Source organism: Bosea sp. 29B, from assembly GCF_902506165.1.
Taxonomy (GTDB): domain Bacteria; phylum Pseudomonadota; class Alphaproteobacteria; order Rhizobiales; family Beijerinckiaceae; genus Allobosea.
On sequence record NZ_LR733817.1, the window covers coordinates 4771265 to 4796112 of the forward strand.

At 66.8% G+C, this 24848-nt stretch carries 22 protein-coding genes; 16 read left to right on the forward strand and 6 right to left on the reverse strand.

Annotated features, from left to right (window positions below):
* Positions 1-16 precede the first annotated feature (16 nt).
* The 6 genes from paaB to paaZ all read left to right on the forward strand — a co-directional run bounded on the left by paaB (position 17) and on the right by paaZ (position 5701).
* A complete protein-coding gene (gene paaB, locus GV161_RS23155) occupies positions 17-301 on the forward strand; it encodes a 1,2-phenylacetyl-CoA epoxidase subunit PaaB (protein ID WP_038360406.1) in 285 nt (94 codons plus the stop codon).
* Positions 301-1068: a 1,2-phenylacetyl-CoA epoxidase subunit PaaC gene (paaC, locus tag GV161_RS23160; protein WP_152013276.1), complete on the forward strand. Its 768-nt coding sequence runs from the start codon at positions 301-303 to the stop codon at positions 1066-1068. The genes paaB and paaC overlap by 1 nt, the downstream gene beginning before the upstream one ends.
* 127 nt (positions 1069-1195) lie before the next feature.
* On the forward strand, positions 1196-1747 hold the full coding sequence (paaD, locus tag GV161_RS23165) for a 1,2-phenylacetyl-CoA epoxidase subunit PaaD (RefSeq protein ID WP_152013275.1): 552 nt from the start codon (positions 1196-1198) through the stop codon (positions 1745-1747).
* Positions 1747-2820: a 1,2-phenylacetyl-CoA epoxidase subunit PaaE gene (paaE, locus tag GV161_RS23170; RefSeq protein WP_152013274.1), complete on the forward strand. Its 1074-nt coding sequence runs from the start codon at positions 1747-1749 to the stop codon at positions 2818-2820. The genes paaD and paaE overlap by 1 nt, the downstream gene beginning before the upstream one ends.
* Positions 2810-3577: a Phenylacetic acid catabolic protein gene (locus GV161_RS23175; RefSeq protein WP_152013273.1), complete on the forward strand. Its 768-nt coding sequence runs from the start codon at positions 2810-2812 to the stop codon at positions 3575-3577. Before paaE ends, GV161_RS23175 begins: the two co-directional genes overlap by 11 nt.
* A 63-nt stretch (positions 3578-3640) precedes the next feature.
* The gene (gene paaZ / locus GV161_RS23180; protein ID WP_152013272.1) at positions 3641-5701 is read left to right on the forward strand and encodes a phenylacetic acid degradation bifunctional protein PaaZ; all 2061 of its coding nucleotides are present in this window, start codon (positions 3641-3643) and stop codon (positions 5699-5701) included.
* A 6-nt stretch (positions 5702-5707) separates the two neighbouring features.
* Here the strand turns inward: paaZ and GV161_RS23185 are convergent, their stop codons facing one another.
* The 4 genes from GV161_RS23185 to paaG are packed head-to-tail and all read right to left on the reverse strand — an operon-like array spanning position 5708 to position 8887.
* Positions 5708-6304 carry a TetR/AcrR family transcriptional regulator gene (locus tag GV161_RS23185; RefSeq protein WP_152013271.1) on the reverse strand — a complete coding sequence of 199 codons (597 nt, stop codon included), beginning with the start codon at positions 6302-6304 and terminating at the stop codon, positions 5708-5710.
* A gap of 6 nt (positions 6305-6310) precedes the next feature.
* Positions 6311-7621, reverse strand: a complete 1311-nt coding sequence (paaK, locus tag GV161_RS23190) for a phenylacetate--CoA ligase PaaK (RefSeq protein WP_152013270.1) — start codon at positions 7619-7621, stop codon at positions 6311-6313.
* 37 nt (positions 7622-7658) lie between these two features.
* Positions 7659-8105: a hydroxyphenylacetyl-CoA thioesterase PaaI gene (gene paaI, locus GV161_RS23195; protein ID WP_152013269.1), complete on the reverse strand. Its 447-nt coding sequence runs from the start codon at positions 8103-8105 to the stop codon at positions 7659-7661.
* Positions 8102-8887, reverse strand: coding sequence for a 2-(1,2-epoxy-1,2-dihydrophenyl)acetyl-CoA isomerase PaaG (paaG, locus tag GV161_RS23200; protein WP_244623946.1), 786 nt, complete (start codon positions 8885-8887; stop codon positions 8102-8104). The genes paaI and paaG overlap by 4 nt, the downstream gene beginning before the upstream one ends.
* Positions 8888-9129: 242 nt before the next feature.
* On the opposite strand from paaG, the gene GV161_RS23205 reads away from it, so the two are divergent.
* From GV161_RS23205 to GV161_RS23225, 5 genes are all read left to right on the forward strand, one after another.
* Complete coding sequence (locus tag GV161_RS23205; protein ID WP_152013267.1) at positions 9130-10266, forward strand: ABC transporter substrate-binding protein; 1137 nt, start codon at positions 9130-9132, stop codon at positions 10264-10266.
* A 183-nt stretch (positions 10267-10449) separates the two neighbouring features.
* On the forward strand, positions 10450-11322 hold the full coding sequence (locus tag GV161_RS23210) for a branched-chain amino acid ABC transporter permease (protein ID WP_152013266.1): 873 nt from the start codon (positions 10450-10452) through the stop codon (positions 11320-11322).
* 2 nt (positions 11323-11324) lie between these two features.
* Entirely contained in the window at positions 11325-12278 is a 954-nt protein-coding gene (locus GV161_RS23215; protein ID WP_193219509.1) for a branched-chain amino acid ABC transporter permease, read from the forward strand.
* Positions 12278-13063, forward strand: a complete 786-nt coding sequence (locus GV161_RS23220; protein WP_152013264.1) for an ABC transporter ATP-binding protein — start codon at positions 12278-12280, stop codon at positions 13061-13063. The genes GV161_RS23215 and GV161_RS23220 overlap by 1 nt, the downstream gene beginning before the upstream one ends.
* Complete coding sequence (locus tag GV161_RS23225) at positions 13050-13751, forward strand: ABC transporter ATP-binding protein (protein ID WP_152013263.1); 702 nt, start codon at positions 13050-13052, stop codon at positions 13749-13751. Before GV161_RS23220 ends, GV161_RS23225 begins: the two co-directional genes overlap by 14 nt.
* Positions 13752-13782: 31 nt before the next feature.
* On the opposite strand, the gene hmgA is transcribed toward GV161_RS23225, so the two are convergent.
* On the reverse strand, positions 13783-15141 hold the full coding sequence (gene hmgA, locus GV161_RS23230) for a homogentisate 1,2-dioxygenase (protein WP_152013262.1): 1359 nt from the start codon (positions 15139-15141) through the stop codon (positions 13783-13785).
* Positions 15142-15509: 368 nt separating this feature from the next.
* Between hmgA and GV161_RS23235 the strand changes: the two genes are divergently transcribed.
* The 5 genes from GV161_RS23235 (at position 15510) to GV161_RS23255 (ending at position 22887) form a co-directional block, all read left to right on the forward strand.
* Positions 15510-19505, forward strand: a complete 3996-nt coding sequence (locus GV161_RS23235) for a Pls/PosA family non-ribosomal peptide synthetase (protein WP_152013261.1) — start codon at positions 15510-15512, stop codon at positions 19503-19505.
* A 66-nt stretch (positions 19506-19571) separates the two neighbouring features.
* Entirely contained in the window at positions 19572-20510 is a 939-nt protein-coding gene (locus tag GV161_RS23240) for a LytTR family transcriptional regulator DNA-binding domain-containing protein (RefSeq protein ID WP_152013260.1), read from the forward strand.
* 258 nt (positions 20511-20768) lie between these two features.
* Complete coding sequence (locus tag GV161_RS23245) at positions 20769-21305, forward strand: autotransporter domain-containing protein (protein WP_159741842.1); 537 nt, start codon at positions 20769-20771, stop codon at positions 21303-21305.
* Positions 21306-21392: 87 nt separating this feature from the next.
* On the forward strand, positions 21393-22100 hold the full coding sequence (locus GV161_RS23250) for a L,D-transpeptidase (RefSeq protein WP_244624047.1): 708 nt from the start codon (positions 21393-21395) through the stop codon (positions 22098-22100).
* Between the two features lie 178 nt (positions 22101-22278).
* Positions 22279-22887 (forward strand): hypothetical protein, encoded by a 609-nt coding sequence (locus GV161_RS23255; protein WP_152014307.1) that lies wholly within the window; start codon positions 22279-22281, stop codon positions 22885-22887.
* Between the two features lie 114 nt (positions 22888-23001).
* Here GV161_RS23255 and GV161_RS23260 read toward each other — a convergent pair whose 3' ends face one another.
* On the reverse strand, positions 23002-24672 hold the full coding sequence (locus tag GV161_RS23260) for an MFS transporter (RefSeq protein ID WP_193219536.1): 1671 nt from the start codon (positions 24670-24672) through the stop codon (positions 23002-23004).
* Between the last annotated feature and the right edge of the window lie 176 nt (positions 24673-24848).

Consider the following 24848-nt stretch of genomic DNA (forward strand, 5'->3'; position numbering starts at 1 on the left):
CGGAAGGAGCGAAACGATGTCCAGCGAATGGCCCCTCTGGGAGGTCTTCATCCGCGGCCAGCACGGCCTCAACCACCGGCATGTCGGCAGCCTGCACGCGCCCGACGCCGAGATGGCGATCCTCAATGCCCGCGACGTCTATACGCGCCGCAATGAGGGCGTGAGCATCTGGGTGGTGCGTTCGGCGGACATCGTCGCCAGCGCGCCCTCCGACAAGGGCCCGCTGTTCGACCCGGCCAACGCCAAGGTCTACCGGCACCCGACCTTTTTCGACGTGCCGGACGAAGTGGGGCACATGTGATGATCGCCCCGATCTCTTCCACGGCTGTCGCCGAGTTTGCGCTGCGCATGGGCGACAATTGCCTGATCCTCGGCCATCGCAATTCGGAATGGTGCGGCCATGCCCCGGCGCTGGAAGAGGACATCGCGCTTGCCAACACCGCGCTCGACCTGATCGGCCAGACCCAACTCTGGCTCGGGCTCGCCTGCGAAGCCGAGGGCAAGGGCCGGACATCCGACGAGCTCGCCTTCCTGCGCGATGTCTCGGGCTACCGCAATCTTCTGCTGGTCGAGCAGCCCAACGGCGATTTCGGCCGCACGCTGATGCGGCAATACCTGTTCGACGCCTGGCATCTGCCGTTGCTGAAGGCGCTGATGGGCTCGGCCGATGCGCGCATCGCCGCGATCGCCGAGAAGGCTTCGAAGGAGGTCGCTTATCATCTCGAGCGCAGCGCCGATCTGGTCGTCCGCCTCGGTGACGGCACTGCGGAAAGCCACACCCGCATGCAGGCGGCCGTGGATTTCCTCTGGCCCTATACCGGCGAGATGTTCATCGCCGATGCGCTCGACGAGGAACTGGTGGCATCGGGCCTCGCGCCGGAGCCGGGCTCCCTGAAGCCCGCCTGGCAGGAGCATGTCAGCCGCACCTTCGCCGATGCGACGCTGAAGGCGCCGGAGAAGAGCTTTGCCCACAAGGGCGGCCGCCGCGGCGTCCATTCCGAGCATCTCGGCTTCATCCTGGCGGAGATGCAGTTCCTGCAGCGTGCCTATCCCGGCGCCAGCTGGTGAGGAGGCGCTGATGGACGCCGCCATGCCAAGGCAATTGCTTGAAAGCGATGCTCATTCCCTTCCCCCCGCTCGCGGTGGGGAAGGGCTAGGGATGGGGGGGCGGAAAGCAAGGCTCGACCATTCTTCGATGTTGCACCAAGCGGCACAGCCCCCCACCCAACCCTCCCCACCGCAAGCGGGGGGAGGGCTAGCCACGCGCCCGGCTGTTGCCGAGATCTGGTCCTGGCTCGGGGAGATTCCCGATCCCGAGATCCCGGTGATCTCGCTGGTCGATCTCGGCATCATCCGTGATGTCGCCTGGGCCGATGACCTGCTGGAGGTGACCGTGACCCCGACCTATTCCGGCTGCCCGGCGACCGGTGTCATCAATTTCGAGATCGAGCGCGGCCTGCGCGAGCACGGCATCGAGAAGCTCGTCCTGAAGCGGCAATTGTCGCCGGCCTGGACCACTGCCTGGATCAGCGCCGAAGGCCGCGCCAAGCTGCGCGACTACGGCATCGCCCCGCCGGTCGAGGGCACGGCTGCGTGCGCCGGCGCGCTGGTGCCGCTCGAAGTCTCATGTCCGCGCTGTGACTCGCTCCGGACCGAGCGTATCAGCCAGTTCGGCTCGACGCCGTGCAAGGCGCATTTCCGCTGCACCGACTGCCTCGAACCGTTCGACTACTTCAAGAGCATCTGATGGCACGCTTCTTTCCGCTGGAGGTCGCCGATATCCGCCGCGAGACGCGCGACGCGGTCGTCGTCACGCTCGCGCCGCGGCCTGAGGACCGCGCCGCCTTCGACTTCACGCAGGGCCAATACCTGACCTTCCGCCGCGACTTCGAGGGTGAGGAGCTGCGCCGCTCCTATTCGATCTGCGCCGGCAAGGATGAGGGCATCCTCAAGGTCGGCATCAAGCGCGTCGACGGCGGCGCCTTCTCGACCTGGGCGAACGAGGAGCTGAAGCCCGGCGACGTGGTCGAGGCGATGTCGCCGATGGGCGCCTTCCATGTGCCGTTGCGACCGGAGGAGAAGCGGCATTATCTCGGCTTCGCCGGCGGCAGCGGCATCACGCCGGTGCTCTCGCTGATCAAGACGACGCTGGCGCGCGAGCCGAAATCGCGGTTCACGCTGGTCTACGGCAACCGTTCGATCAACTCGATCATGTTCCGCGAGGAGCTGGAGGACATCAAGAACTCCCATCTCGGCCGCTTCAACGTGGTCCATGTGCTGGAGAGCGAGGCGCAGGAGGTCGAGCTCTTCTCCGGCCGTATCGACGCCGAGAAATGCGCCAGGCTGTTCAAGGGCTGGATCAACATCGCCGCCATCGACATGGCCTTCATCTGCGGGCCCGAGCCGATGATGCTGGCGATCGCGGCGGCGCTACGCGAGCATGGCCTGCGCGACGACCAGATCAAGTTCGAGCTGTTCGCCTCAGCACCGCGCCGCGGCAAGCATATCGTCAGGACCGCCGCCGACGCCGGCAAGGCCGCGACCTGCACCGCGACGATCACGCTCGACGGCATGACTAGGGTGATCGAGATGGCAAAGACCGGGCAGACCATCCTGGAGGCCGCGCTCGGGGCCAGCCTCGATGCGCCCTATGCCTGCAAGGCGGGTGTCTGCTCGACCTGCCGCGCCATGGTCGTCGAGGGCGAGGTCGAGATGGAGACCAATCACGCTCTCGAAGACTACGAGGTCCGCCAGGGCTATGTCCTGACCTGCCAATGCTATCCGCTCTCGGACCGGGTGGTGGTGACCTATGACCAGTAACACCGCCGATACCATGCCGCTCGAGGCCTATCTGGCGCAGGGCGGCAAGCTGACCACGCCCGAGAACGCGCCGCCGCGCTATCGTGGCGAATTGCTCAGGCTGATGGCGACCTTCGTCGACAGCGAGCTCGCCGGGGCCGCCGGCTTCGCTGACATCATCAATCAGGGCCCGGGCATCAAGGAGCGCATCGCAGCCTCCCGCATCGTGCTGGAGAAGCTCGATCATGCCGAGCGGGTGCTGGCGGTGATGGGCGAGTTCGGCGCCGACATCTCGCGCTATGCCAATCACCATCCCTGGGCCGAGCGCGTGGCCCGCGACAGCGATCTCGGTGCCGCCCGCCACGGCGCCGACACGCGGCTCGCCGTGCTGCACTATCCCCTGCAGGGCTGGCTCGATGCGGTCGTGATGAACGTGCTGATGGGCCACGCCGTGGTGATCCAGATCGAGGAGTTCGCCAGGCTCTCCTACCAGCCCCTCGGCGAGATCTTCCGTGCCATCCTGCCGCGCGAGCGTCGGCACAAGGAGCTCGGCGAGGAGGGCTTGCGGAAATTGCTGCAGGAGCCGGCCAATCGGCCGCTGGTCGCCGACGCGCTTGCCTATTGGCGCCCGCGCGTCGCGGCGAGCTTCGGCCGCGGCAGCTCGGCGCATTTCGAGACGCAGAAGAAATTCGGCCTGCGCCATACCGGCAATGCCGAGCTCGCCGCTGCCTGGGAGCGGCAGGTCGACGACGTGCTGCGCAATGCCGGCATCGCCTGACCAGCACTTCCAACCGACGACGGCGCCAAGCCGCACACCGCGATCGACAAGGGATCTCCAGGGATGAACGCGCCAGTGAAGACCGTCCGCCAGCTTGAATCCTTCATCGCCGGAGACTGGGTCCGCGGCGCCGGCAAGGCCGTGCCGCTGCTCGATGCGGCGACGGGGGCCGAGGTCGCGCTGATCGACGCGAGCGGTCTCGATATGAAGCGTGCTTTGAACCATGGCCGCGAGGCGGGCGGGCCGGCGCTGCGCAAGATGAGCTTCCACGAGCGCGCGTTGATGCTGAAGGCGCTCGGCCAGGCGCTGATGGAGGCGAAGGAAGAGTTCTACACGCTCTCCACCGCGACCGGTGCGACACGCACCGATAGCTGGATCGACATCGAAGGCGGGGTCGGCACCTTGCTGTCCTATGCGTCGAAGGGCCGGCGCGAATTGCCGAACACGCGCACGCTGGTCGATGGCGATGTCGAGGCGCTCTCGCGCGACAATACCTTCTCCGGCCAGCACATCTTGACACCGCTGGAAGGCGTCGCGATCCACATCAACGCCTTCAACTTCCCGTGCTGGGGCATGCTGGAGAAGCTGGCGCCGACGCTGCTCGCCGGCATGCCGGCGATCGTCAAGCCGGCGAGCCAGACCGCCTATCTGACCGAGTTGATGGTGCGGAAGATCATCGCGACCGGCATCCTGCCCAAGGGCGCGCTGCAACTGATCAGCGGCTCGGTCGGCGACCTGCTCGACCATGTCGATTGCCAGGATGTCGTGACCTTCACCGGCTCAGCCGCCACCGGCCGCAAGCTCAAGACTCATCCGGCGATCGTCGAGAACTCCGTGCGCTTCACCATGGAGGCGGATTCGCTCAACGCCGCCATCCTCGGCCCCGACGCCGTCGCGGGAACCGAGGAGTTCGACCTCTTCGTCAAGGAGATCGCCCGCGAGATGACGGTAAAGGCCGGGCAGAAGTGCACGGCGATCCGCCGCGTGATCGCGCCGCGCGCCACCGTCGAGCCGCTGATCAAAGCGCTAGGAGACCGGCTCGCCAAGACCGTGCTCGGCAATCCCGGCGAGGAGGCGACCCGCATGGGCCCGCTCGCCAGCCTCGCCCAGCGCGACGAGGTCCGCGCCCGGATCGCGGAGCTGCAGGGGGATGCCGAGATCGTCGCCGGCGATCCAGCTCAAGCCAATCTGATGTCGGGTGATGCGCAGACCGGCGCCTTCTTGAGCCCCGTGCTGCTTTATTGCGACAAGCCCGGCTCCGCCAAGGCCGTGCATGATGTCGAGGCCTTCGGCCCGGTCAGCACGATCATCCCTTACGAGACTGCCGAGGAGGCGGCAGAGCTGGCGCGGCGCGGCAAGGGCAGCCTCGTCGCCTCGGTCTTCACCAACGACGCCGCCTTTGCGCGCGAGGCCGTAGAGGCGCTCGGGCCCTGGCATGGCCGCGTCATGCTCGGCAACCGCGTCAGCGCCAAGTCCTCGACCGGCCATGGCTCGCCGCTTCCGGTGCTGGTCCATGGCGGGCCAGGTCGCGCCGGCGGCGGCGAGGAACTTGGCGGCATGCGCTCGGTCAAGCACTACATGCAGCGCACCGCCGTCCAGGGCGCGCCCTGGCTGCTGTCGGAGGTCACCGGCCGCTGGATGCAGGGCGCCAAGACGCGGCAGGACGGCATCCATCCCTTCCGCAAGTCGCTGGCCGAGCTGGAGATCGGCGACCAGCTCGTCACGGCCTCGCGCACGGTGACGCTGGAGGACATCGAGCACTTCGCCCATTTCACCGGCGACACCTTCTACGCCCATATGGACGAGGAGGCGGCCAAGGCGAACCCGTTCTTCGACGGGCGCGTCGCGCATGGCTATCTGATCGTGTCGTTCGCGGCGGGCCTGTTCGTCGATCCGGCGCCGGGCCCGGTGCTCGCCAATTACGGCGTCGACGCGTTGCGCTTCCTGACGCCGGTCAATCCGGGCGACAGCTTGCAGGTGACGCTGACCTGCAAGCAGATCAATCCGCGCGAGACCGAGGATTATGGCGAGGTGCGCTGGGACTGCACGGTCACCAACCAGGACGCCCAGCTCGTCGCGCAATACGACGTGCTGACCATGGTGGCGAAGACTTGGCCGGCTTGAGCGCCGCTACTTCATCGCGCTGGCGCCGTCGAGGAACAGCGCGGTGACCATGTCGGCATAGCCTTCTCGGCTGAGCGCTCCGCTCGGCCGGAACCAGGTGTAGACCCAGTTGAGGATGCCGAAGAGCGACATGGTGACCGGCGTCACCCCGGCGCGGTTGTCCGCCAGCGCCGGGTTGATGTCGACCAGCACGTCCGAGAACGCCTTGACGATACGGCGTTCCATCTCCCGCAGCTCCAGCCGCTGGGCTTCGGTGAGCGAGCCGGTGCCGTTGAGCAGGACCTGGTGGAAGTTCGACGCCGTGCGGTAGTTCTCCAGCACGCCGCCGATCAGATGGCGCAAGCGTGCCCGTGGCTCGAGATCGGGCCGGTCGGCCTCAATGATCGCCGCCTCCAGCTCGACAAGATGGGTGCGGCCGATATCGAAGATCAGCAGGTCCTTGCTCGGATAGTAATGGTAGAGCAGCGCCTTGGAGACATTGTTCTCCTGGGCGATCTGCGCCATCGAGGCGCGCTCCATGCCGAGCTTGGCGAAGACGGCCGCGGCGCTGTCGAGGATGCTGCGCCGCTTCTCGTCGAAATCCGCAGCCCTGGTGCGGGCCATCACCTGTTATCCTTTCGGCCTGTTGTCGACGACGCGCCTGGCTTTGCCGGCCGAACGCTCGACCGAATCGGGATCACCGACCCGTATCTTGGTGCTCACCCCCACCACGCTTTTGATGTGGTGCGCAAGTTCCTTGGCTGACGAAGCGCGCGCGGCCTCATCGGTGGCGTGCGGCATCGCCTCGACATGCACGACCATGTCGTCCATCCGGCCGGCGCGCACGAGCTCGATCTGGAAATGCGGGGCGAGGCCATCGCATTTCAGCAATTGCTCCTCGATCTGCGTCGGGAAGATATTGACGCCGCGCAGGATCATCATGTCGTCGGTGCGGCCGGTGATCTTCTCGATCCGGCGCATCGCCCGTGCCGTGCCGGGCAGCAGGCGCGTCAGGTCGCGGGTGCGATAGCGGATGATCGGCAGCGCCTCCTTGGTCAGCGAGGTGAAGACCAGCTCGCCCATCTCGCCGTCGGGCAGGACCTCGCCGGTCTCCGGGTTGATGATCTCCGGGTAGAAATGGTCCTCCCAGACATGCAGCCCGTCCTTGGTCTCGACGCATTCGCTGGCGACGCCCGGGCCGATCACCTCGGACAGGCCGTAGATGTCGACGGCATGCATGTCGAAATCCTGCTGGATCTCCTCGCGCATCGCATTGGTCCAGGGCTCGGCCCCGAAGATGCCGACAGCCAGCGAGGAGCTGCGCGGATCGATGCCCTGGCGGCGGAACTCGTCGAGGATCGACAGCATGTAGGACGGCGTCACCATGATGATGCGCGGCTTGAAATCCTGGATCAGGCAGACCTGGCGCTCGGTCATGCCGCCAGAGATCGGGATCACCGTGCAGCCGAGCTTCTCGGCGCCGTAATGGGCGCCCAGGCCGCCGGTGAACAGGCCGTAGCCATAGGCGACATGGCAGATGTCGCCGGCCCGGCCGCCCGCGGCCCGGATCGAGCGGGCGACGCAGGTCGCCCACATCTCGATGTCGTTCCGGGTGTAGCCGACGACCGTCGGCTTGCCGGTCGTGCCGGAGGAGGCGTGGATGCGGGCGACCCTCTCTTGAGGCACCGCGAACATCCCGAACGGATAGGTGTCGCGCAGGTCCTTCTTCACCGTGAAGGGGAATTTCGCGAGGTCGGACAGCGTCCTCAGATCATCGGGATGGATGCCGGCCTTGTCGAACTGCGCCCGGTAATGCGGGGAGTTGCGATAGGCGTGGTCGAGCGTCGTCTTCAGCCGCTTGAGCTGGAGCGCCGAAATCTCGTCGCGGGAGGCGGTTTCGATGGGATCTAGATCGCCCGGGCGGGGCGAAAGGTCTTCCATGGGTGTCCTCCGCTTTGTCTTGTTTCGGCCGGAACGTTCAGCCCGGCGCGGGTATCGGCGTGCCCTTGACGGTACGGGAGTGGCCGCGGAATTCCGCGACATGCTCGCCGTTCTGGTTCGTCACCTTGATGTCGTAGATGCCGCCGCGGCCGATGCGCGAGACCTCGCGGGCGCTTGCAGTGAGGTGGTCGCCCTCGAAGGCCGGGCGCAGGAACGTCACCGAGCAATGCTGCGCGACGGTGTTCTGGTTGTAGCTGTTGCAGGCGAAGGCAAAGGCCGAGTCCGCCAAAGTGAAGATGTAGCCGCCATGGCAGGTCTTGTGGCCGTTGGTCATCGCCGCCGTCACGGTCAGCGACAGCGTCGCCTCGCCCGGCCCGACGCTGTCGAGGCTCATGCCGAGGCTGCGGGAGGCGAGGTCGTTCTCCCACATTGCCGCGGCAGAAGCGCGGGCGACGGCGAGCGGGTCGGAGAAATCGAGGCTCATCGTCCGCTAAACTTTGGCTGGCGCTTGTCGAGGAAGGCGAGGACTCCTTCGGCATAGTCGGCACTGCGGCCGGCCTGGCGCTGCAGGTCGCGTTCGAGGTCGAGCTGCTGGTCGAGCGTGTTGCCGGCCGAGGCCTGGATTGCCTGCTTGATCAGGCCGAGCCCTAAAGTCGGTCCGGCGGCGAGCTTCCTGCCGAGCGCCTCGGCCTCGCTCATCAGCTCTGCATCGTCGACGGCGCGCCAGATCAGTCCCCAGGCCGCCGCAGTTTCTGCCGTCAACGGTTCCGCCGTCAGGGCGAGTGCCTTGGCGCGCGCCTCGCCGAGCATTTGCGCGAGGCTCCAGGTGCCGCCGGAATCGGGCACGAGGCCGATCTTGGAAAAGGCCTGGATGAACTTCGCTGAACGCGCCGCCAGCACGATGTCGCAGGCGATCGCGATATTGGCGCCGGCGCCGGCGGCGACGCCGTTGACCGCGCAGATGACCGGCTTGTCGAGGCTGCGGATCAGCCGGATGAGGGGATTGTAGAAAGTCTCGATCGTGCGGCCGAGATCCGGCGCGGCCTCCTTGCGCGGATCGCGATCGCCCAGGTCCTGGCCGGCGCAGAAGCCGCGGCCGGCGCCCGTCAGCAGGACGGCGCGGACAGCGCTCTCGTCATGCGCGCGCTGGAAACCGGCGCGCAGCGCCAGATGCATCTCGTCATTGAAGGAATTGAGCTTGTCGGGACGATTGAGCGTCAGCCGGAGCAGGCCGTCGGCGAGCTCTATCTTGACCGTGTCGGACACGAGCCTTCCTCCCATTCAAGTCGCAGCCTTGGGCCGTCGCTTCAAAAAATTCCTTGCATAGTCCGAACGGTCGGTCAATTATTAACTCAACGAAGGCGCGAGCGAGCTGGACGGGTCCATACGATCCAGGGCTGGCACTGCGCCTGCGGGGAACGATAACGACCGCGCTCCGAGCCTTTGGCGGTGCGGCGACAACCACAAAGCGCTTCGACAAAAGAGCGCCCGGGACGGTGGAGGAAACGATGAAGTTCGGAGTTATCGGCGGCGCGCTCGCGCTGACGCTCGGCTTGGCTGGCCCGGCCCTCGCCGACATCAAGATCGGCGCCTCGGTCTCCGAGACGGGACCGGCCTCCTCGCTCGGCGATCCCGAGGCCAAGACCCTCAAATTGCTGGTCGACGAGATCAACGCCGCCGGCGGTGTGCTCGGCCAGAAGATCAAGCTCGTCCTCTATGACGACGGCGGGGACCCGAACAAGGCGCGCACCTTCGCCACCCGTTTGGTCGAGGATGACGAGGTCGTCGCCATCGTCGGCGGCTCGACCACCGGCACCACCATGTCGATCATCTCGGTCGTCGAGAACGCCAAGATCCCGTTCATCTCGCTGGCGGGCGCGATCGAGATCATCGACCCGGTCAAGCCTTTCGTCTTCAAGACGCCGCATACCGATCGGATGGCGTGCCGCAAGATCTTCGAGGACATGAAGGCCAAGGGCTATAGCAAGATCGCCCTGATCTCCGGCTCGGACGGTTTCGGCGCCTCGATGCGCAAGCAATGCCTGCAGGTCATCGGCGAGTTCGGTATCACCGTGCTGGCCGAGGAGACCTACGGCCCGAACGACGCCGACATGACCCCGCAGCTGACCAATATCCGCTCCAAGGCGGACGTGCAGGCGATCCTCAATCCGGGCTTCGGCCAGGGCCCGGCGATCGTCACCCGCAATTACGGCCAGCTCGGCATCAAGACGCCGCTCTACCAGTCGCATGGCGTCGCCTCGAAGAGCTTCATCGATCTTGCCGGTCCGGCCTCCGAAGGCGTGCGCCTGCCCGGCACAGCCGTCCTCGTCGCCAGTCTCCTGCCGGCGAACGACCCGCAGAAGGCGGTCGTCTCCGCCTATACGAGCGCCTACCAGGCGAAGTTCAACCAGCCCGCCTCGACCTTCGGCGGCTACGCGCATGACGGCTTGCGGCTCCTGGTCGATGCGATCAAGCGCGCCGGCAAGGCCGAGCCGAAGGCGATCCGCGACGCGCTCGAGAACACCAAGGGCTTCGTCGGCGTGACCGGCACCTTCAACATGGCAGCGGGTGACCATCTCGGCCTCGATCTCTCCGCCTTCCGTATGCTCGAGATCAAGGGCGGCAACTGGGCGCTGGTGCAGTAAGGCGCAGGAACGGGGCATCGGCGGTCGCTGGGCGGCACCCTCTCCGTCATGGTCGGGCTTGTCCCGACCATCCACGTCTTCCTTCGGGCAGGGCGGTGTTCGAGACGTGGATGCTCGCCACAGGGGCGAGCATGACGAGTTGGACTGGCCTTCGGCATCCGGGTGAGCCACGGGGAGCATAGAGTGCCCGAACTTCTGCAATACCTGTTGTCGGGCGTGACAGTCGGGGCGGTCTATGCGCTGGTCGCCCTCGGCTTCACCCTGATCTACAACGCCTCCGATGTGGTGAACTTTGCCCAGGGCGAGTTCGTCATGCTCGGCGGCATGATCACCTTCTTCGCCTGGCAGGCCGGCATCCCGCTGCCGCTGGCGGCGCTGCTCGCCATTCTCGCGGCGGCGACGATCGGCGTCCTCCTCAACAAGCTGGCGATCGAGCCGGCCCGCGGCGCCCCCGTCGCTAGCCTGATCATCATCACCATCGGCGCCTCGATCTTCCTGCGCGGCAGCGCCCAGCTCGTTTTTGACAAGCAGCTCCACCGCTTCCCGAGCTTCTCCGGCGACGACCCGCTCAGGATCTTCGGCGCGACGATCCTGCCGCAGGGCCTCTGGGTCATCGCCGGAGCGGTCGCGATCTTCCTGGTCCTGTGGCTGTTCTTCGCCCGTACGCTGACCGGCAAGGCCGTGCTCGCAACCGCTAACAACCGCATCGCGGCGAGCCTCGTCGGCATCAACCCCAACCACATGATGACGCTGAGCTTCGCCGTCTCGGCCGCGATCGGCGCCCTCGCCGGCGTGCTTGTCACCCCGATCACCCTGACCAGCTACGATCTCGGCGTCGCGATGGCGTTGAAGGGCTTCGCCGCCGCCATGCTCGGCGGCATGGGCGTTCCGGCCGGTGCGCTGGCCGGCGGCTTGCTGCTCGGGCTGATCGAGGCGCTCACCGCCGGCTATGTCAGTTCCGTCTACAAGGACGCCGTCGCCTTCGTGCTGATCCTCGTGATCCTGTTCGCCCGGCCTCAAGGGTTGTTCGGCCGCAAGGCGATGGACCGGGTGTGACGATGCGCCTGTCCCAGAAGCATCTCACTTTGATCGTGCTCGCCGTGCTGATCGCGCTGGCACCGGCCCTCTTCCCTTCGAATTTCTATTACCGCATCGGCGCGCTGATCTTCGTCAACGGACTCGCGGTCACCGGCCTCGTCGTCCTGATCGGCTTCGCCGGCCAGATCAGCCTCGGCCATGCCGGCTTCGCCGGGATCGGCGCCTATGCCTGTGCTCTGGCGCCAGGCTACCTTGGCCTGCATCCTGGCCTCGCCATGCTGCTCGGCGCGGTGTTGTCGGGTGGTGTCGCCTGGCTGATCGGCCGGCCGATCCTGCGGCTCAAGGGCTATTACCTCGCCGTCGCCACGCTCGGCTTCGGCATCCTGGTCTCGATGGTGCTGGCCAACGAAGCGAAGATCACCGGCGGTCCGGACGGGCGCGAGGTCGCCGAGCTCGGCCTGCGCAGCGCGCTCGCCTCGATCGGTATCGGCCTGAGCAATGCCCAGTTCTGGTACGCCGCCACCGGCATCTCCATGCTGGCCGGCGCCTGGGTCGCGCTCAACCTGCAGGACAGCCCCTCGGGAAGGGCGCTGCGCGCCCTGCACGATTCCGAGGTCGCGGCCCGCACCGTCGGCGTCGACGTCGCCAGGCTCAAGCTCTCGGCCTTCGTGATCTCGGCCGTTTATGCCTCGCTCTCCGGTTCGCTGCTGGCGCTGATGAACCGCTTCATCACGCCCGACGTTGCCGGCTTTCTGCACTCGATCGAGCTGGTGACGATGACGGTGTTCGGCGGCGTCGGCTCGGTGCCGGGCGCCATCCTTGGCGCGGCGGCGCTGACCCTGCTGCCGCAGGCGCTGACCGTGTTGCAGCAATACGAGAACCTCATCCTCGGCCTGATCATGATGCTGGTGATGATCTTCATGCGCGAGGGGCTGCTGCCTTCGCTCATGCGCCGCCTGAAGGGGAGGGGCTGATGACGCTCCTCTCCGTCGAGGGCCTCGGCATCGATTTTGGCGGCCTCACCGCCGTCAACGATGTCGGCTTTTCGGTCTCGCCGGGCGAGATCGTCTCGGTGATCGGCCCCAACGGCGCCGGCAAGACCACGCTGTTCAACATGATCTCGGGCGTCTACCAGCCCCAGCGCGGCCGGATCGCGCTGGACGGCCAGGACGTCACCGGCATGGCGCCGAACCGGCTGGCCGAGCGCGGCCTGTCGCGCACCTTCCAGAACCTGCAGATCTTCCAGCGCATGAGCGTGCTCGAGAACGCCATGACCGGCTGCCACCTCAAGGAGCGCGGCCCGATCCTCGGCGATCTCCTCAGCCTGCCGTCCTCGCGCCGCCGCAGTGCCGCCACCCGCGCCCGCGCGAGCGAATTGCTGGAACGCGTCGGCCTGGCGCGCGGCGCTGAGCGGGAGGCGTCCTCGCTCTCCTATGGCGCGCTGAAGCGGCTCGAAATCGCCCGGGCGCTGGCGCTGGAGCCGCGCATCCTCCTGCTCGACGAGCCGGCTGCCGGCTGCAACGCGGTCGAGACCGAGGAGATCGACCACCTGATCGCCGAGGTCGCGAAGTCCGGCGTCGCCATCCTCCTGGTCGAGCACGACATGAAGATGGTGATGCGCATCTCCAGGCACATCGTCGTGCTCGATCGCGGGGAGAAGATCGCCGAGGGCGCGCCGGCTGCCGTCTCGCGCGATCCCAGGGTGATCGAGGCCTATCTCGGAACGCAAGCGACGGAGGCGGGCGATGCTCTCGGTTGAGGGGTTGCGCTCGCGCTATGGCCGCATCGAGGTCCTGCACGGCGTCGACCTGGAGGTCGGTTCCGGCGAGATCGTCACCGTCGTCGGCGCCAACGGCGCCGGCAAGACCACGCTGCTGCGCTGCATCTCCGGCGTCCAGCCGGCGAGCGGCGGCGCGATCATCTTCCGCGGCGAGGCGCTGAAGGCGATCCCGGCCCATCGCCGGGTTGGCCTCGGCCTCTCGCAATCGCCGGAAGGCCGGCTGATCTTCACCAACCTGACCGTCGAGGAGAACCTGCGGCTCGGCGCCTATCTCTTCGCCGACGAGCGCGTCGAGCGCGACATGGCCGATGCCTTCGCGATGTTCCCGATCCTGAAGGAGAAACGCAATTTGCCGGCCGGCGGCCTTTCCGGCGGCCAGCAGCAGATGCTGGCGATCGGCCGTGCCCTGATGGCACGGCCCGCATGCCTGCTGCTCGACGAGCCCAGCATGGGGCTGGCGCCGATCCTCGTCGCGCAGATCTTCGATGTCGTGAAGACCCTGAAAGCGCTCGGGGTGACCGTGCTGCTGGTCGAGCAGAACGCCTATGCGGCGCTGCGGATCGCCGATCGTGGCTACGTCATGGAGACCGGCCGCATCAGCATCAGCGGCACGGCCGAGGAGCTGATCGCCGACCCACGCATCCGCGAGGCCTATCTCGGCATCTGAGACGCTGCGCGCTGCAATGCGGCCCCCGGCCTCAGGGCTTGTTCGGGTCGAAATGCTTGGTCAGCTTGTGGCCGTAGCCGCCATAGTCCTGCTGCAGCGCCTCGCTCTGCGCGGCGAAGGCGGTGACCTGCTGCGCGAAACGCGTCTCGAACATGAAGGCAAGCGTGCCTTCGAGCTTGTGCGGCTTCAAGTCGATGGTGCTGGCCTTTTCGAAGGCGTCGAGGTCCGGGCCGTGCGGCAGCATCGTGTTGTGCAGGGAGATGCCGCCCGGCACGAAGCCGCCGCCGGTCTTGGCGTCGTAGACGCCGTAGACCAGCCCCATGAACTCGCTCATCACGTTCATATGGTACCAGGGCGGGCGGAAGGTGTTCTCGGCCACCAGCCACCGGTCGGAGAAGATGACGAAGTCGATATTCGCGGTGCCGGGGGTCTCCGAGGGCGAGGTCAGCACGGTGAAGATCGACGGATCGGCGTGGTCGTAGAGGATCGGGCCGACCGGCGAGAAGCGCCTGAGATCGTATTTGTAGGGCGCGTAGTTGCCGTGCCAGGCGACGACGTCGAGCGGCGAATGCGCGATGTCGGCGGCCCAGAGATTGCCGCCCCATTTGACATACATCTTCGAGGGCGCGTCGCGGTCCTCATAGGCGGCAACCGGCGTCAGGAAGTCACGGGGATTGGCGAGGCAGTTGGCGCCGATCGGCCCGCGTTCCGGCAAGGTGAAGGCGCCGCCATAGTTCTCGCAGATATAGCCCCGCGCCGGGCCATCCGTGAGCTCGACCCGGATCTTGACGCCACGCGGGATGACCGCGATCTCGCCCGGCTCGATGTCGATGATGCCGAACTCGGTCCACAGGCGTAAGGAGCCCTGCTGCGGCACGAACAGCATCTCGCCATCGGCATTGTAGAAATACTCGTCCACCATGGAACGCGTGATCAGGTAGACATGCGCGCCCATGCCGCCCTGGCTGCCGGCGTCGCCCGCCGTGGTGATGCTGTGGACGCCCTCGACGAAGGAGAGCGGCTCTGATGGGATCGGGATCGGGCTCCAGCGCAGCGGCGCGATCGGCATGTCGACCTCGCGAGCCGGTGCCGTGCGCCAGAGCCGGGTGTCGACCTTCCTGAACGTGTTCCAATGGGCGACCGTCGGCCGGATGCGGTAGAGCCAGGAGCGCTCATTGGTGGTGCGGGGCGCGGTGAAGGGCGAGCCGGAGAGCTGCTCGGCATAGAGCCCGTAGGCGCATTGCTGCGGCGAGTTGCGGCCGAGCGGCAATGCGCCCGGCAGGGCCTCGGTCTCGAAGCCGTTGCCGAAGCCGGACATGTAGCCGGCCGCAATCGCGCTCCTGGTCGTGCCGTCCTGCGCCTGCGCGGCAGTCGTATTCCGAACGTTCATGACCATCCTCCCGAAAGGCCCGCCAGCCCTCCTGCCATGGCCGCTTCGGCGCCGGCAGCAGTTATGATATAGTTGCGTTTGTAACCATTTTTCGTGTGACTAACAAGCGACGATAGCGCACCTCGCAGGCGCTCATGATCCGCATCATGGGCCGGCCGTTCCGGATTGGCGAGTTCCCTGCACGCTCGTCCCATTGGGCGAGGCGATGGCGACGACGGTGCGAAGGAGAGGTGCGAAGCGCTTGCTCGGATTGCGTGAGGGAACAACCCGTCGCAACGTCCTAACGCAATTTACATGTCTCGCCGCTAATAACTCCGGTCTCGCAACGGCGGCTCGGCCTTGCGGCATCTGGCTGGGGGAAGCGGGTCATGCACGCCATCGTCGGGCGCGAGGCCGGGAAGCTCGTGGGTGCCGTGGAGCCGTCGCTCCTGCGTGACGAACTGCTCGGCGAGATCTTCGAGGCTTCCGCCAGGCGCACGCCCGATCGGACCGCCATCATCTTCGGAGCCGAACGCGTCACCTACGCCGAGCTCGACGCCCGGGCGGACAAGGTCGCGCGTGCGCTCCGGGCGCGCGGCATCACGGCCGGCTCCTTCGTCGGCCTGTGGATGTCCCGCTCGCTCGAACTGCACGTCGCGCTGCTCGGCGTCCTCAAGGCCGGCGCGGCCTATATCCCCTTCGACGCCGACGCTCCGCCCGAGCGCATCGGCGAATGCCTGGCGGATTGCGCCGCGAAGATCATCGTCATTGACGACGCCACCCGCGCGAAGCTCGATCGGGAACTGCCTGCTGACGCCGTGAGCTGCCGCGAGCTGATCGCCGTGGGCACTGATGCCCCGCCGGTCGATCCGCGCGCCGACGGTGTGACGCCGGCGAGCCCGGCCTATGCGATCTACACCTCGGGCTCGACCGGCAAGCCCAAGGGCATCGTGATCGCCCACAGCAACATCTGCCACTATCTGCGCTCGTCGAACCTCGTCTACGGCATGGCGGCGGACGATATCTCCTTCCAGGGCGCCTCCGTCGCCTTCGATCTCTCGCTGGAGGAGATCTTCGTCCCCTATCTCGTCGGCGCGACGCTCTGGGTCGCCTCGGCGCAGGTGCTCGGAGAGGTCGAGCGCCTGCCGGCCCTGATGGCGGAAGCCGGCATCACCGTGCTCGACACCGTGCCGACGCTGCTCGCCATGATGCCGCAGGACATTCCGAGCCTGCGCATCATCATTCTCGGCGGCGAAGCCTGCCCGCCCGCCGTCCGCCAGCGCTGGTGCCGCCCGGGCCGCAAGGTCTTCAACTCCTACGGGCCGACCGAGGCCACCGTCGTCGCCACCGTCGACGAGGTCACGCCGGACGAGGCGGTGACCATCGGTGTGCCGATCCCGAATTACACCTGCTATGTCGTCGACGAGGAGATGCGGATCGTCGGCCCCGGCACCGAGGGCGAATTGCTGATCGGTGGCCCCGGCGTCGCCGCCGGCTATCTCGGTCGCCCCGAGCTCACTGCCGAGAAATTCATCGCCAACCCCTTCGGCGGTGACGGCACCGACCCGGTGCTCTACCGCTCGGGCGACGCGGTCAGCATCTCCGAGAAGGGCAAGATCCTCTTCCACGGCCGCATCGACGACCAGGTCAAATTGCGCGGCTTCCGGCTCGAGCTCGGCGAGATCGAGGCGAGGCTCTGCGACCTGCCCGGCATTTCGCAGGCGACCGTGGTGCTGCGCCGTGATGACGGCATCGACCGGCTCGTTGCCTTCGTGGTGCCGGATGCAGGCGCCGCCTTCGACCGCGGCGTCGTGCGCACCGCCCTGAAGGAGACCCTGCCGCCCTATATGGTGCCTTCGCATTTCGAGGAGATGGCGAGCCTGCCGCGCCTGACCTCGGGCAAGGCCGACCGCAAGACGCTGAAGGCGGCACCGCTGACGCTGGTAGCCTCCGCCGAGGAGCAGGAGGAACCGCAGAGCGCGACGGAGGCCGCCCTGCTCGCCGCCGCCAAGCCGCTCTTCCCGGGCCAGTCGGTCGGGTTCGAGGCCGATTTCTTCGCCGATCTCGGTGGCCATTCGCTGCTGGCCGCGACCTTCCTCGCCGGCGTGCGCGCTAATCCCGACCTGCCGAGCATCACGCTGGAGGACGTCTACAGCCTGCGCACGCTGCGCGCGATCGCCGCCCGGCTCGACGAGCGCAGGCAGGCCAATGCGGGCAAGCCGGCACGCGATCTTTCCTTCGAGCCGCCGCCGCTATCGCGCCGCCTGCTCTGCGGGCTCGCCCAGCTCGCCTGCATGCCGCTGCTGCTGCTGGCGCTGACAGGCCCCTGGCTGACGATCTACGTGATCTACGAGCTGATCACCTCGGACGGGGTGATCGAGCTGCGCGAAGTCCTGATGATGATGGGCATCTACGCCCTCGTTGTGCTCACGGTAATGCTCGCCGGCATCGTCGGCAAGCGCCTGGTGCTCTGGCGCACGACGCCGGGCCGTTATCCGCTCTGGGGTGTCTATTTCTTCCGCTGGTGGCTTGCCCGCCAGTTCACCGCGATGATCCATCTCAGCCTGATGCAGGGCACGCCGCTGGCGAGCATTGCCATGCGCCTGCTCGGCGCCAAGGTCGGCAAGGGCGTCTTCGTCAGCGGCTTCGAGGCCGGTGCGATCGACCTCGTCGAGATCGGCGACGACGTCACGCTCGGCGGCAAACTCAGCCTCGCCAATGCCGAGGTGGTCGGCAACGAGCTGGTGATCGGCAGGATCACGATCGGCAAGGACGCCTATATCGGCACTTCCTGCGCCATCGGCCACGACACGGTGATCGGCGAAGGTGCCGAACTCGCCGACCTGACAGCGCTCGCCGCGGGCAGCCGCATCGGCGCCTTCGAGCATTGGGACGGCTCGCCCGGCCGCCGTATCGGCGCGGTCGACCCCGCCGCCTGGCCGCAGCCCGCGCCCAAGCTTTCGATGCCGGTCAGGGCCCTGCAGGGCGTCTTCTTCGCCGCCATGCTGGTGCTGATGCCGGCGCTGGCGCTGCTGCCGATCTTCCCGGCCTTCGTCATCCTCGACCGGTTCGACGGGCCGCTGCAGCAGCTGGTCGGCATCGACTATCGCTGGGTCCTGCCGGTCATCGCCTGGCCGACCGCGATGGTGCTGATGCTCGGCACCGTGTTGTTCGTCACCGCGATCCGCTGGCTGGTGCAGCCGCGCTCGATCGAGGGCACGCACGCCATCGCCTCCGGCTACGGCCTGCGCAAATGGACCGTCGGCCTCGCCTCGGAGGTGATGCTCCAGAGCCTGTCCTCGCTGTTCTCCACCATCTACATGCGGCTCTGGTACCGGATGATGGGCGCGAAGATCGGCAAGGACACTGAGATCGCCACCAATTTCGCCGGCCGCTACGACATGATCGAGATCGGCGATCGCTGCTTCGTCGCCGACGAGGTCGTGCTCGGCGACGAGGATGTCCGCCGCGGCTGGATGACCGCCAAGCCCGTGCGCACCGGCGATCAGGTCTTCATCGGCAATGATGCGGTCGTGCCGCCCGGTGCCTTCCTGCCGAGCGGCTCGCTGCTTGGCATCAAGTCGAAGCCGCCCAGCGATGTCGCGATGCAGCCCGGCGAGACACGCTTCGGCAGCCCGCCGATCCTGCTGCCCTCACGCCAGCGCTTCGACGATGCCGATATCGCCAAGACCTTCCGGCCGCCGCTCTGGCGCCGCGTCCTGCGCGCCGTCTTCGAACTGTTCAGCGCCTCGATGCCGACGATGATGTTCATCACCTTCGGTACAATCACGGCCGAGCTCTTCCTCTTCCCCGCCCTCGAGCGCGCCCAGAGCTGGGCCGAGTTCGCCCCGATTTTCATCGCCTGCGCGATCGGTACCTCGATCGCCCTGGCAACGGCCGTGCTGTTGGTGAAATGGTTGTTGATGGGCGTCTACCGGCCCGGCAATCGCGGCCTCTGGTCCTGGTGGGCGCTGCGCACCGAGGCGATGACGACGCTCTATTGGGGCACGGCCGGCGCGATCCTGCTCAATGCGCTGCGCGGCACGCCGATGCTGCCCTGGGCGATGCGCCTCTTCGGCGTGAAGATCGGCCAGGGCGTTTATCTCGACTCGACCGATATCACCGAGTTCGATTGCGTCAGCATCGGCGACTACGCCGCGATCAACGCGACCGCCAACCTCCAGACCCACCTCTTCGAGGACAGGGTGATGAAGGTCGGGCGCATCGAGATCGGCAAGGGCTGCGCGCTCGGCGGGCTGACCACGGTGCTCTACGACACCGATATCGGCGACCATGCCCGGCTCGGTCTCCTCACCATCGTCATGAAGGGCGAGGCGATCCCGGCAAGGACCGAATGGGCCGGTGCTCCCGCCGCGCCGGCCTGATGCGACGTCGCCCAGCGCAAGCGCAGGCTTGCCCTGGGCGGATGATAGCGGAAGATCGCTCACGGCATGCTTGAACGCTCCACCTCGGCAACCGATCCCATCTACGAAGCCTATGCGCTCGGCGAGTGCAGTGAGGCGACCGGATTCGACTGGCCCTATCACGTGGCCAGGCGGTTGCTGCAGGAGCCCATCGATATCGCGATCACCGCGGCCCTGGCAGAGATAGGCACTCTCGCCGGCGCTGACCGCGCCTGGATGTTCGAATACGACGCCGAGCTACTGCGTTTCCGAAACACGCATGAATGGAGCCGGCAGGGTGTGCGATCCTTCGTCGAGGATCTGCAGGACACGCCGGTGACCATGATCGCCTGGCTTCACCAGTTCCTGGCGAAGGGCAGGGCGGTGATGATCAATCGGGTTGCCGAGCTGCCGCGTCCGGCCCGCCCGCTCCAGGTCGAGATGCTCAGGCAGGGCGACAGGAGCGTGCTCAGCGTGCCGGTCTTCCATGACGGGCGCTTGCGCGCCTGCATCGGCTTCGATGCGACCGCGGCCGAGCGCCGCTGGTCAGCCGCCGAGATCGGCGCGCTGTTCCGCTGCGCCGAGCTGATCGCATTGGCGCGCTACGGCTCGCCCCGCGACGGCCAGCCGCTCGCCGACGCCGCCAGGACATTCGCGCCGCTGATCTATCTGCGCCGACAGGGACAGATCGTCGGGGTCGACCCGCAAACCATCCTCGGCGTCCGCTCGGCGCGCGACTATGCCAAGGTCTGGCTGCGGGACGGCTCGACGGTGCTCGACCTCCGCCCGCTGACGCTCTGGGCCGGGCTCCTGCCGCCGGCGCTCTTCCTGCGCATCCACCGCACCGCGATCGTCAATCTGCAGCATGTCAGCGGCCTCGACCGGCGCGTCGGGGATCGCTGGACGATCGGGCTCGGCCAGCTCGCTGAGCCCTGGCCGGTGTCGCGGCCCTATCGGCAGGAGCTGCGGCAACGCCTCGGCGTGTGAGGGCGCGCTGCTGATTCGCAAAGCGGTCCGGTCCGCTGCCATTTAACTGATTTCTCACGATGAATCGGGCTTGAGCCACCGTTCGTCGAACCGGCATGTCCATTGGTCGAAATCCGCTTGCCGCGCCGTCCGCGCGCGAAAATATGGGAGATCGACCGACAAACCTGCTCCGCCGATGCCGCTTCGCTGCCACCGCACCGCCAGAGATCGGAACCCGCGCTGCAATCCGACGTGTAAGGCGGCCCGGGTGGCTCGCCCATGACGGCAGTCGCAGTGAAATCGGCCTTCGGCCCCAAACGGGAGAATCGTGCCGCGCTGCGCTCGTCCACGGCGCTTGCCGGGATTCTGGCAAGCGCAGTCGTGGTCGCGACCCTCATGATGCAATCGAGAGCCGAAGCGCAGTCGCTGGGTGGCGGCGGCGCGGGCGGGCGGCATGGCGTCAGCAAGCCAGTCGGCGGCGGAGCGGGCGCCCGCTCCGCCGCCGACTGGCTTGCTGACGCCATGCGCTTAAGGGCCGAGGCGCAGCTTGGGGCGATGCCGCTGTTCGCCCGGGCCATGCTCGGCTGGCGCCACGGTTTTGGCGAGCTGACGCCGCAGGCGCGCACCGCCTTCGTCGCCGGCACCACGCCGGCGCAGGTCTTCGCCGCCCCGATCGACCGCGACGCCCTCACCGCCGAGGCCGGCCTCGACTGGCGCATCTCCTCGGCCACCGCACTCGGCCTGACCTACTCCGCCGCCATCGGCGAACGCTCCAGAGACCACGCCCTCAAGGGCAGGGTCGAGATGCGATTCTGAGCGAAGCGGAAACTAACGCACCGGCATTCACCGGCTCGTAACCATCTAAGTCGATGCTTTTGCAAAAGCCTTGTCTGAGATGTGCCCATGCTGAGCCGCCGCTCCTTTACCATGTCGTCCCTGTCGCTCCTCGCCCCCGGCCTCGCCGGCTGCGGCGGAGGGGGCAGCATCGTGGGCCTGCCGGAGATTGCCGCTCCGAGAGGGCCCAGCCTGACGCGTACGCTGGCGCGCCCGAACTATGCGCAGGTCTATGTGGAATATCCGGGCGAGCGCTTTGCGGTGCCGGCGATCGACTACCAGAGCATAGAGCCGCGTTATCTGCGCCAGACGGTCGAGTTCCGTCGGCCGGAGCCGCCGGGCTCGATCGTCGTCGACCCGGGCTCCTACCACCTCTATTTCGTCGAATCGCAGGGCGTCGCGACGCGCTATGGCGTCGGCGTCGGCCGTGAGGGCTTCGGCTGGACGGGCCAGGCGAAGATCAACATGAAGCGCGACTGGCCCGACTGGGTGCCGCCGCAGGAGATGATCGACCGCGACCCGCAGATCAGGGCCCAGCTCGAGCCGACGTCGCGTGGCCCCGGCGTCCGCGGCGGGCCGAAGAGCCCGCTGGGGGCTCGCACCCTCTATCTCTTCGGCGAGGGGCGCGATCTCGGCTACCGCATCCACGGCACGACCGAGCCCTATACCGTCGGCACCAATGTCTCCTCGGGCTGCATCCGGATGATCAACCAGGACATCATCCACCTCTATGCCCGGGTCGCGCTCGGAACGCCGGTCACCGTGCTGCCGGTGTGACTGGGCTACGGGTCTCGATCTCGTGGGGCAGGGCGAGTCACGCGCGGATTCCGTAGCTCCAGCCCGCACGGTCCCGCCGGGCCGGAAATCCCCCGCGTCCGATCTCGTCCGTCATATGGAGGATGCTTCACGGCTGCGCGCTGACCTAGGCTCGCTCGTCCAGAGATGGGAGGCAGCCATGGCGACCGCTGGTGAGATGAAGGCGCTGAAGAAGCGCTTGATCAACGCTCTCCTCTATGGCCCCGTTCAGGTCGTCTCGTATAGTTACAATGGGATCAGGATAAATCACGCCGATTTCAAAAGAGTCGCGACCGCTATCAGCAAGAATGCGGTTCACGTCATCGTCGGCAATGTCCCTCACGATGCGGCTGCCATGTATGTCGTGAGCGGAGACGGAGAAAACACCTTCTTCGTTCCCAAGGCGAGTTACGGAACGGTCAGTCACGAGAAGGCATCGATAGCACACGAGGCCGTGCACTGTATTCTTGACATCAAGAAGACCGTGGTTCCGGCTATCACGACAGAAGTCATAGCCTATATAACGACTGGTATATTGCATATGTATTTCGCTATCAATCCCAGGCAGGGAAAAGATAGTCTGCGGGACGATGTCTTCATGGCCGCAAACAAGGTTGCGTCGATCGTCGTCGACGAAAAAAGAAGAGCCCTCGATGCCACGATGCCCGAGCTGCAGGAACTGGCGGCCGCCATCCAGAACCACCCGAACTACAGCATGACGCTGGACCCGACCTTCTCCTGGCGTGAGGATGGCGTCGAGGGAGCATAGCTCACCCGGCAAGCAGAGGAGCGGCGCCTCTTGGTATCTGCCAGCTCCGAACGACAAAACCCCGCCCTTTCGGGCGGGGTTCGAAGGTCGGCGGGGCCGATCCTGGCTGAGGTATCAGCCGTTGTCGTGGGTCAGGATGTCGCGATCCTTGGTCTCGGGCACGAAGAGCATGCCGATGACGAAGGTCATCATCGCGATCACGATCGGGTACCAGAGGCCGTAGAAGATGTCGCCGGTGCCGGCCACCATGGCGAACGACGTCGCCGGCAGCAGGCCGCCGAACCAGCCATTGCCGATATGGTAGGGCAGCGACATGCCGGTGTAGCGGATGCGGGTCGGGAAGAGCTCGACCAGCGCCGCCGCGATCGGGCCATAGACCATCGTCACATAGATGACGAGCACGGTCAGGATCGCGATGATCGTCAGCGACTGCGCGCTGAACAGGGCGCCCAGGAAGCCGGTCTTGACGATGCGGGCATCGCCCGGCGCCGGATAGCCGGCCGCGACCGCTTCCTTGCCGATATTGGCGGCGAAGGCGGCGTCGATCGCGACGTCCTTGCCGTTGACCGTGACCTTGGCAGCCGTGCCGGCCGGGGCCGGGGCCTGGGTGTACTGGATCGCCTGCGAGGCCAGCGCGCGGCGGGCGATGTCGCAAGGCTGGGTGAAGGTCCGCACGCCGACCGGATCGAAGACCGAGCCGCAGGTGGCGGGATCGGCGACGACCTGGACCTTGACGTTCTCATGCGCCGCCGCGAGGCCGGGATTGGCCGCCTTGGTGAGCGCGCCGAACAGCGGGAAATAGGTCAGCGCCGCGATCAGGCAGCCGGCCAGGATGATCGGCTTGCGGCCGATCCTGTCGGATAGCGAGCCGAAGACGATGAAGCCGCCGGTGCCGAGGATGAGCGCCCAGGCGATCAGCACGTTCGAGGTGTAGAGATCGACCTTGAGGATGCTCTGGATGAAGAACAGCGCGTAGAACTGGCCGGTGTACCAGACCACGGCCTGGCCGGCAGTGAGGCCGAACAGCGCGAGCAGCGCGATCTTGGCGTTCTTCCACTGGCCGAACGCTTCCGAGAGCGGCGCCTTCGAACCGGTGCCTTCGGCCTTCATCTTCTGGAAGGCAGGCGATTCCTGCATCTGGAGGCGGATGTAGACCGAGATTCCGAGCAGAAGGATCGAGGCGAGGAACGGAATACGCCAGCCCCAGGCGGCGAAGTCAGCCTCGCCCATGAGGGTGCGGATGCCCAGGATGACGATCAGCGAGAGCAGCAGGCCGAGTGTCGCCGTGGTCTGGATCCAGGAGGTGTAGAAGCCGCGCCGCCCTGGGGGGGCATGCTCGGCGACATAGACCGCCGCGCCGCCATATTCGCCGCCGAGCGCCAGACCCTGCAGCATGCGCAGCGCGATCAGGATGACCGGGGCGATCCAGCCGATCGCGGCATAGCTGGGCAGAAGGCCGACCAAGAAGGTCGAGGCGCCCATGATCAGGATGGTGACGAGGAAGGTGTATTTGCGGCCGATCAGGTCACCGAGCCGGCCGAAGAACAGCGCGCCGAACGGACGCACCAGGAAGCCGGCGGCGAAGGCCAGCAGCGCGAAGATGGCACGCGTGTTGGCGTCGAAGGCCGAAAAGAAGTGCGCGCCGATCATCGTGGCGAGCGAGCCGTAGAGGTAGAAATCGTACCATTCGAAGACCGTGCCCAGGGAGGAGGCCAGAATGACCTTCCTTTCCTCCCTGGTCATCGGGCGCGGTCCAGCCGCCCCGGATGCCTGTGCCATGCTCATGTCGCGCTCCCGTCTTATCGTTCCCCCGGGCGCTGCGGACCACCCGCTGCACCCTCACGCCGCCTTGCTGGCGGTTCTTCGCTTGGAGCCGGGCAAGCCGACTCAGGATAAAGGCCTTGGAAAAGCCAAGTTTGATGGGTTAGGAATGCGTCTACCCCCCGCAATCTTCAACCGAG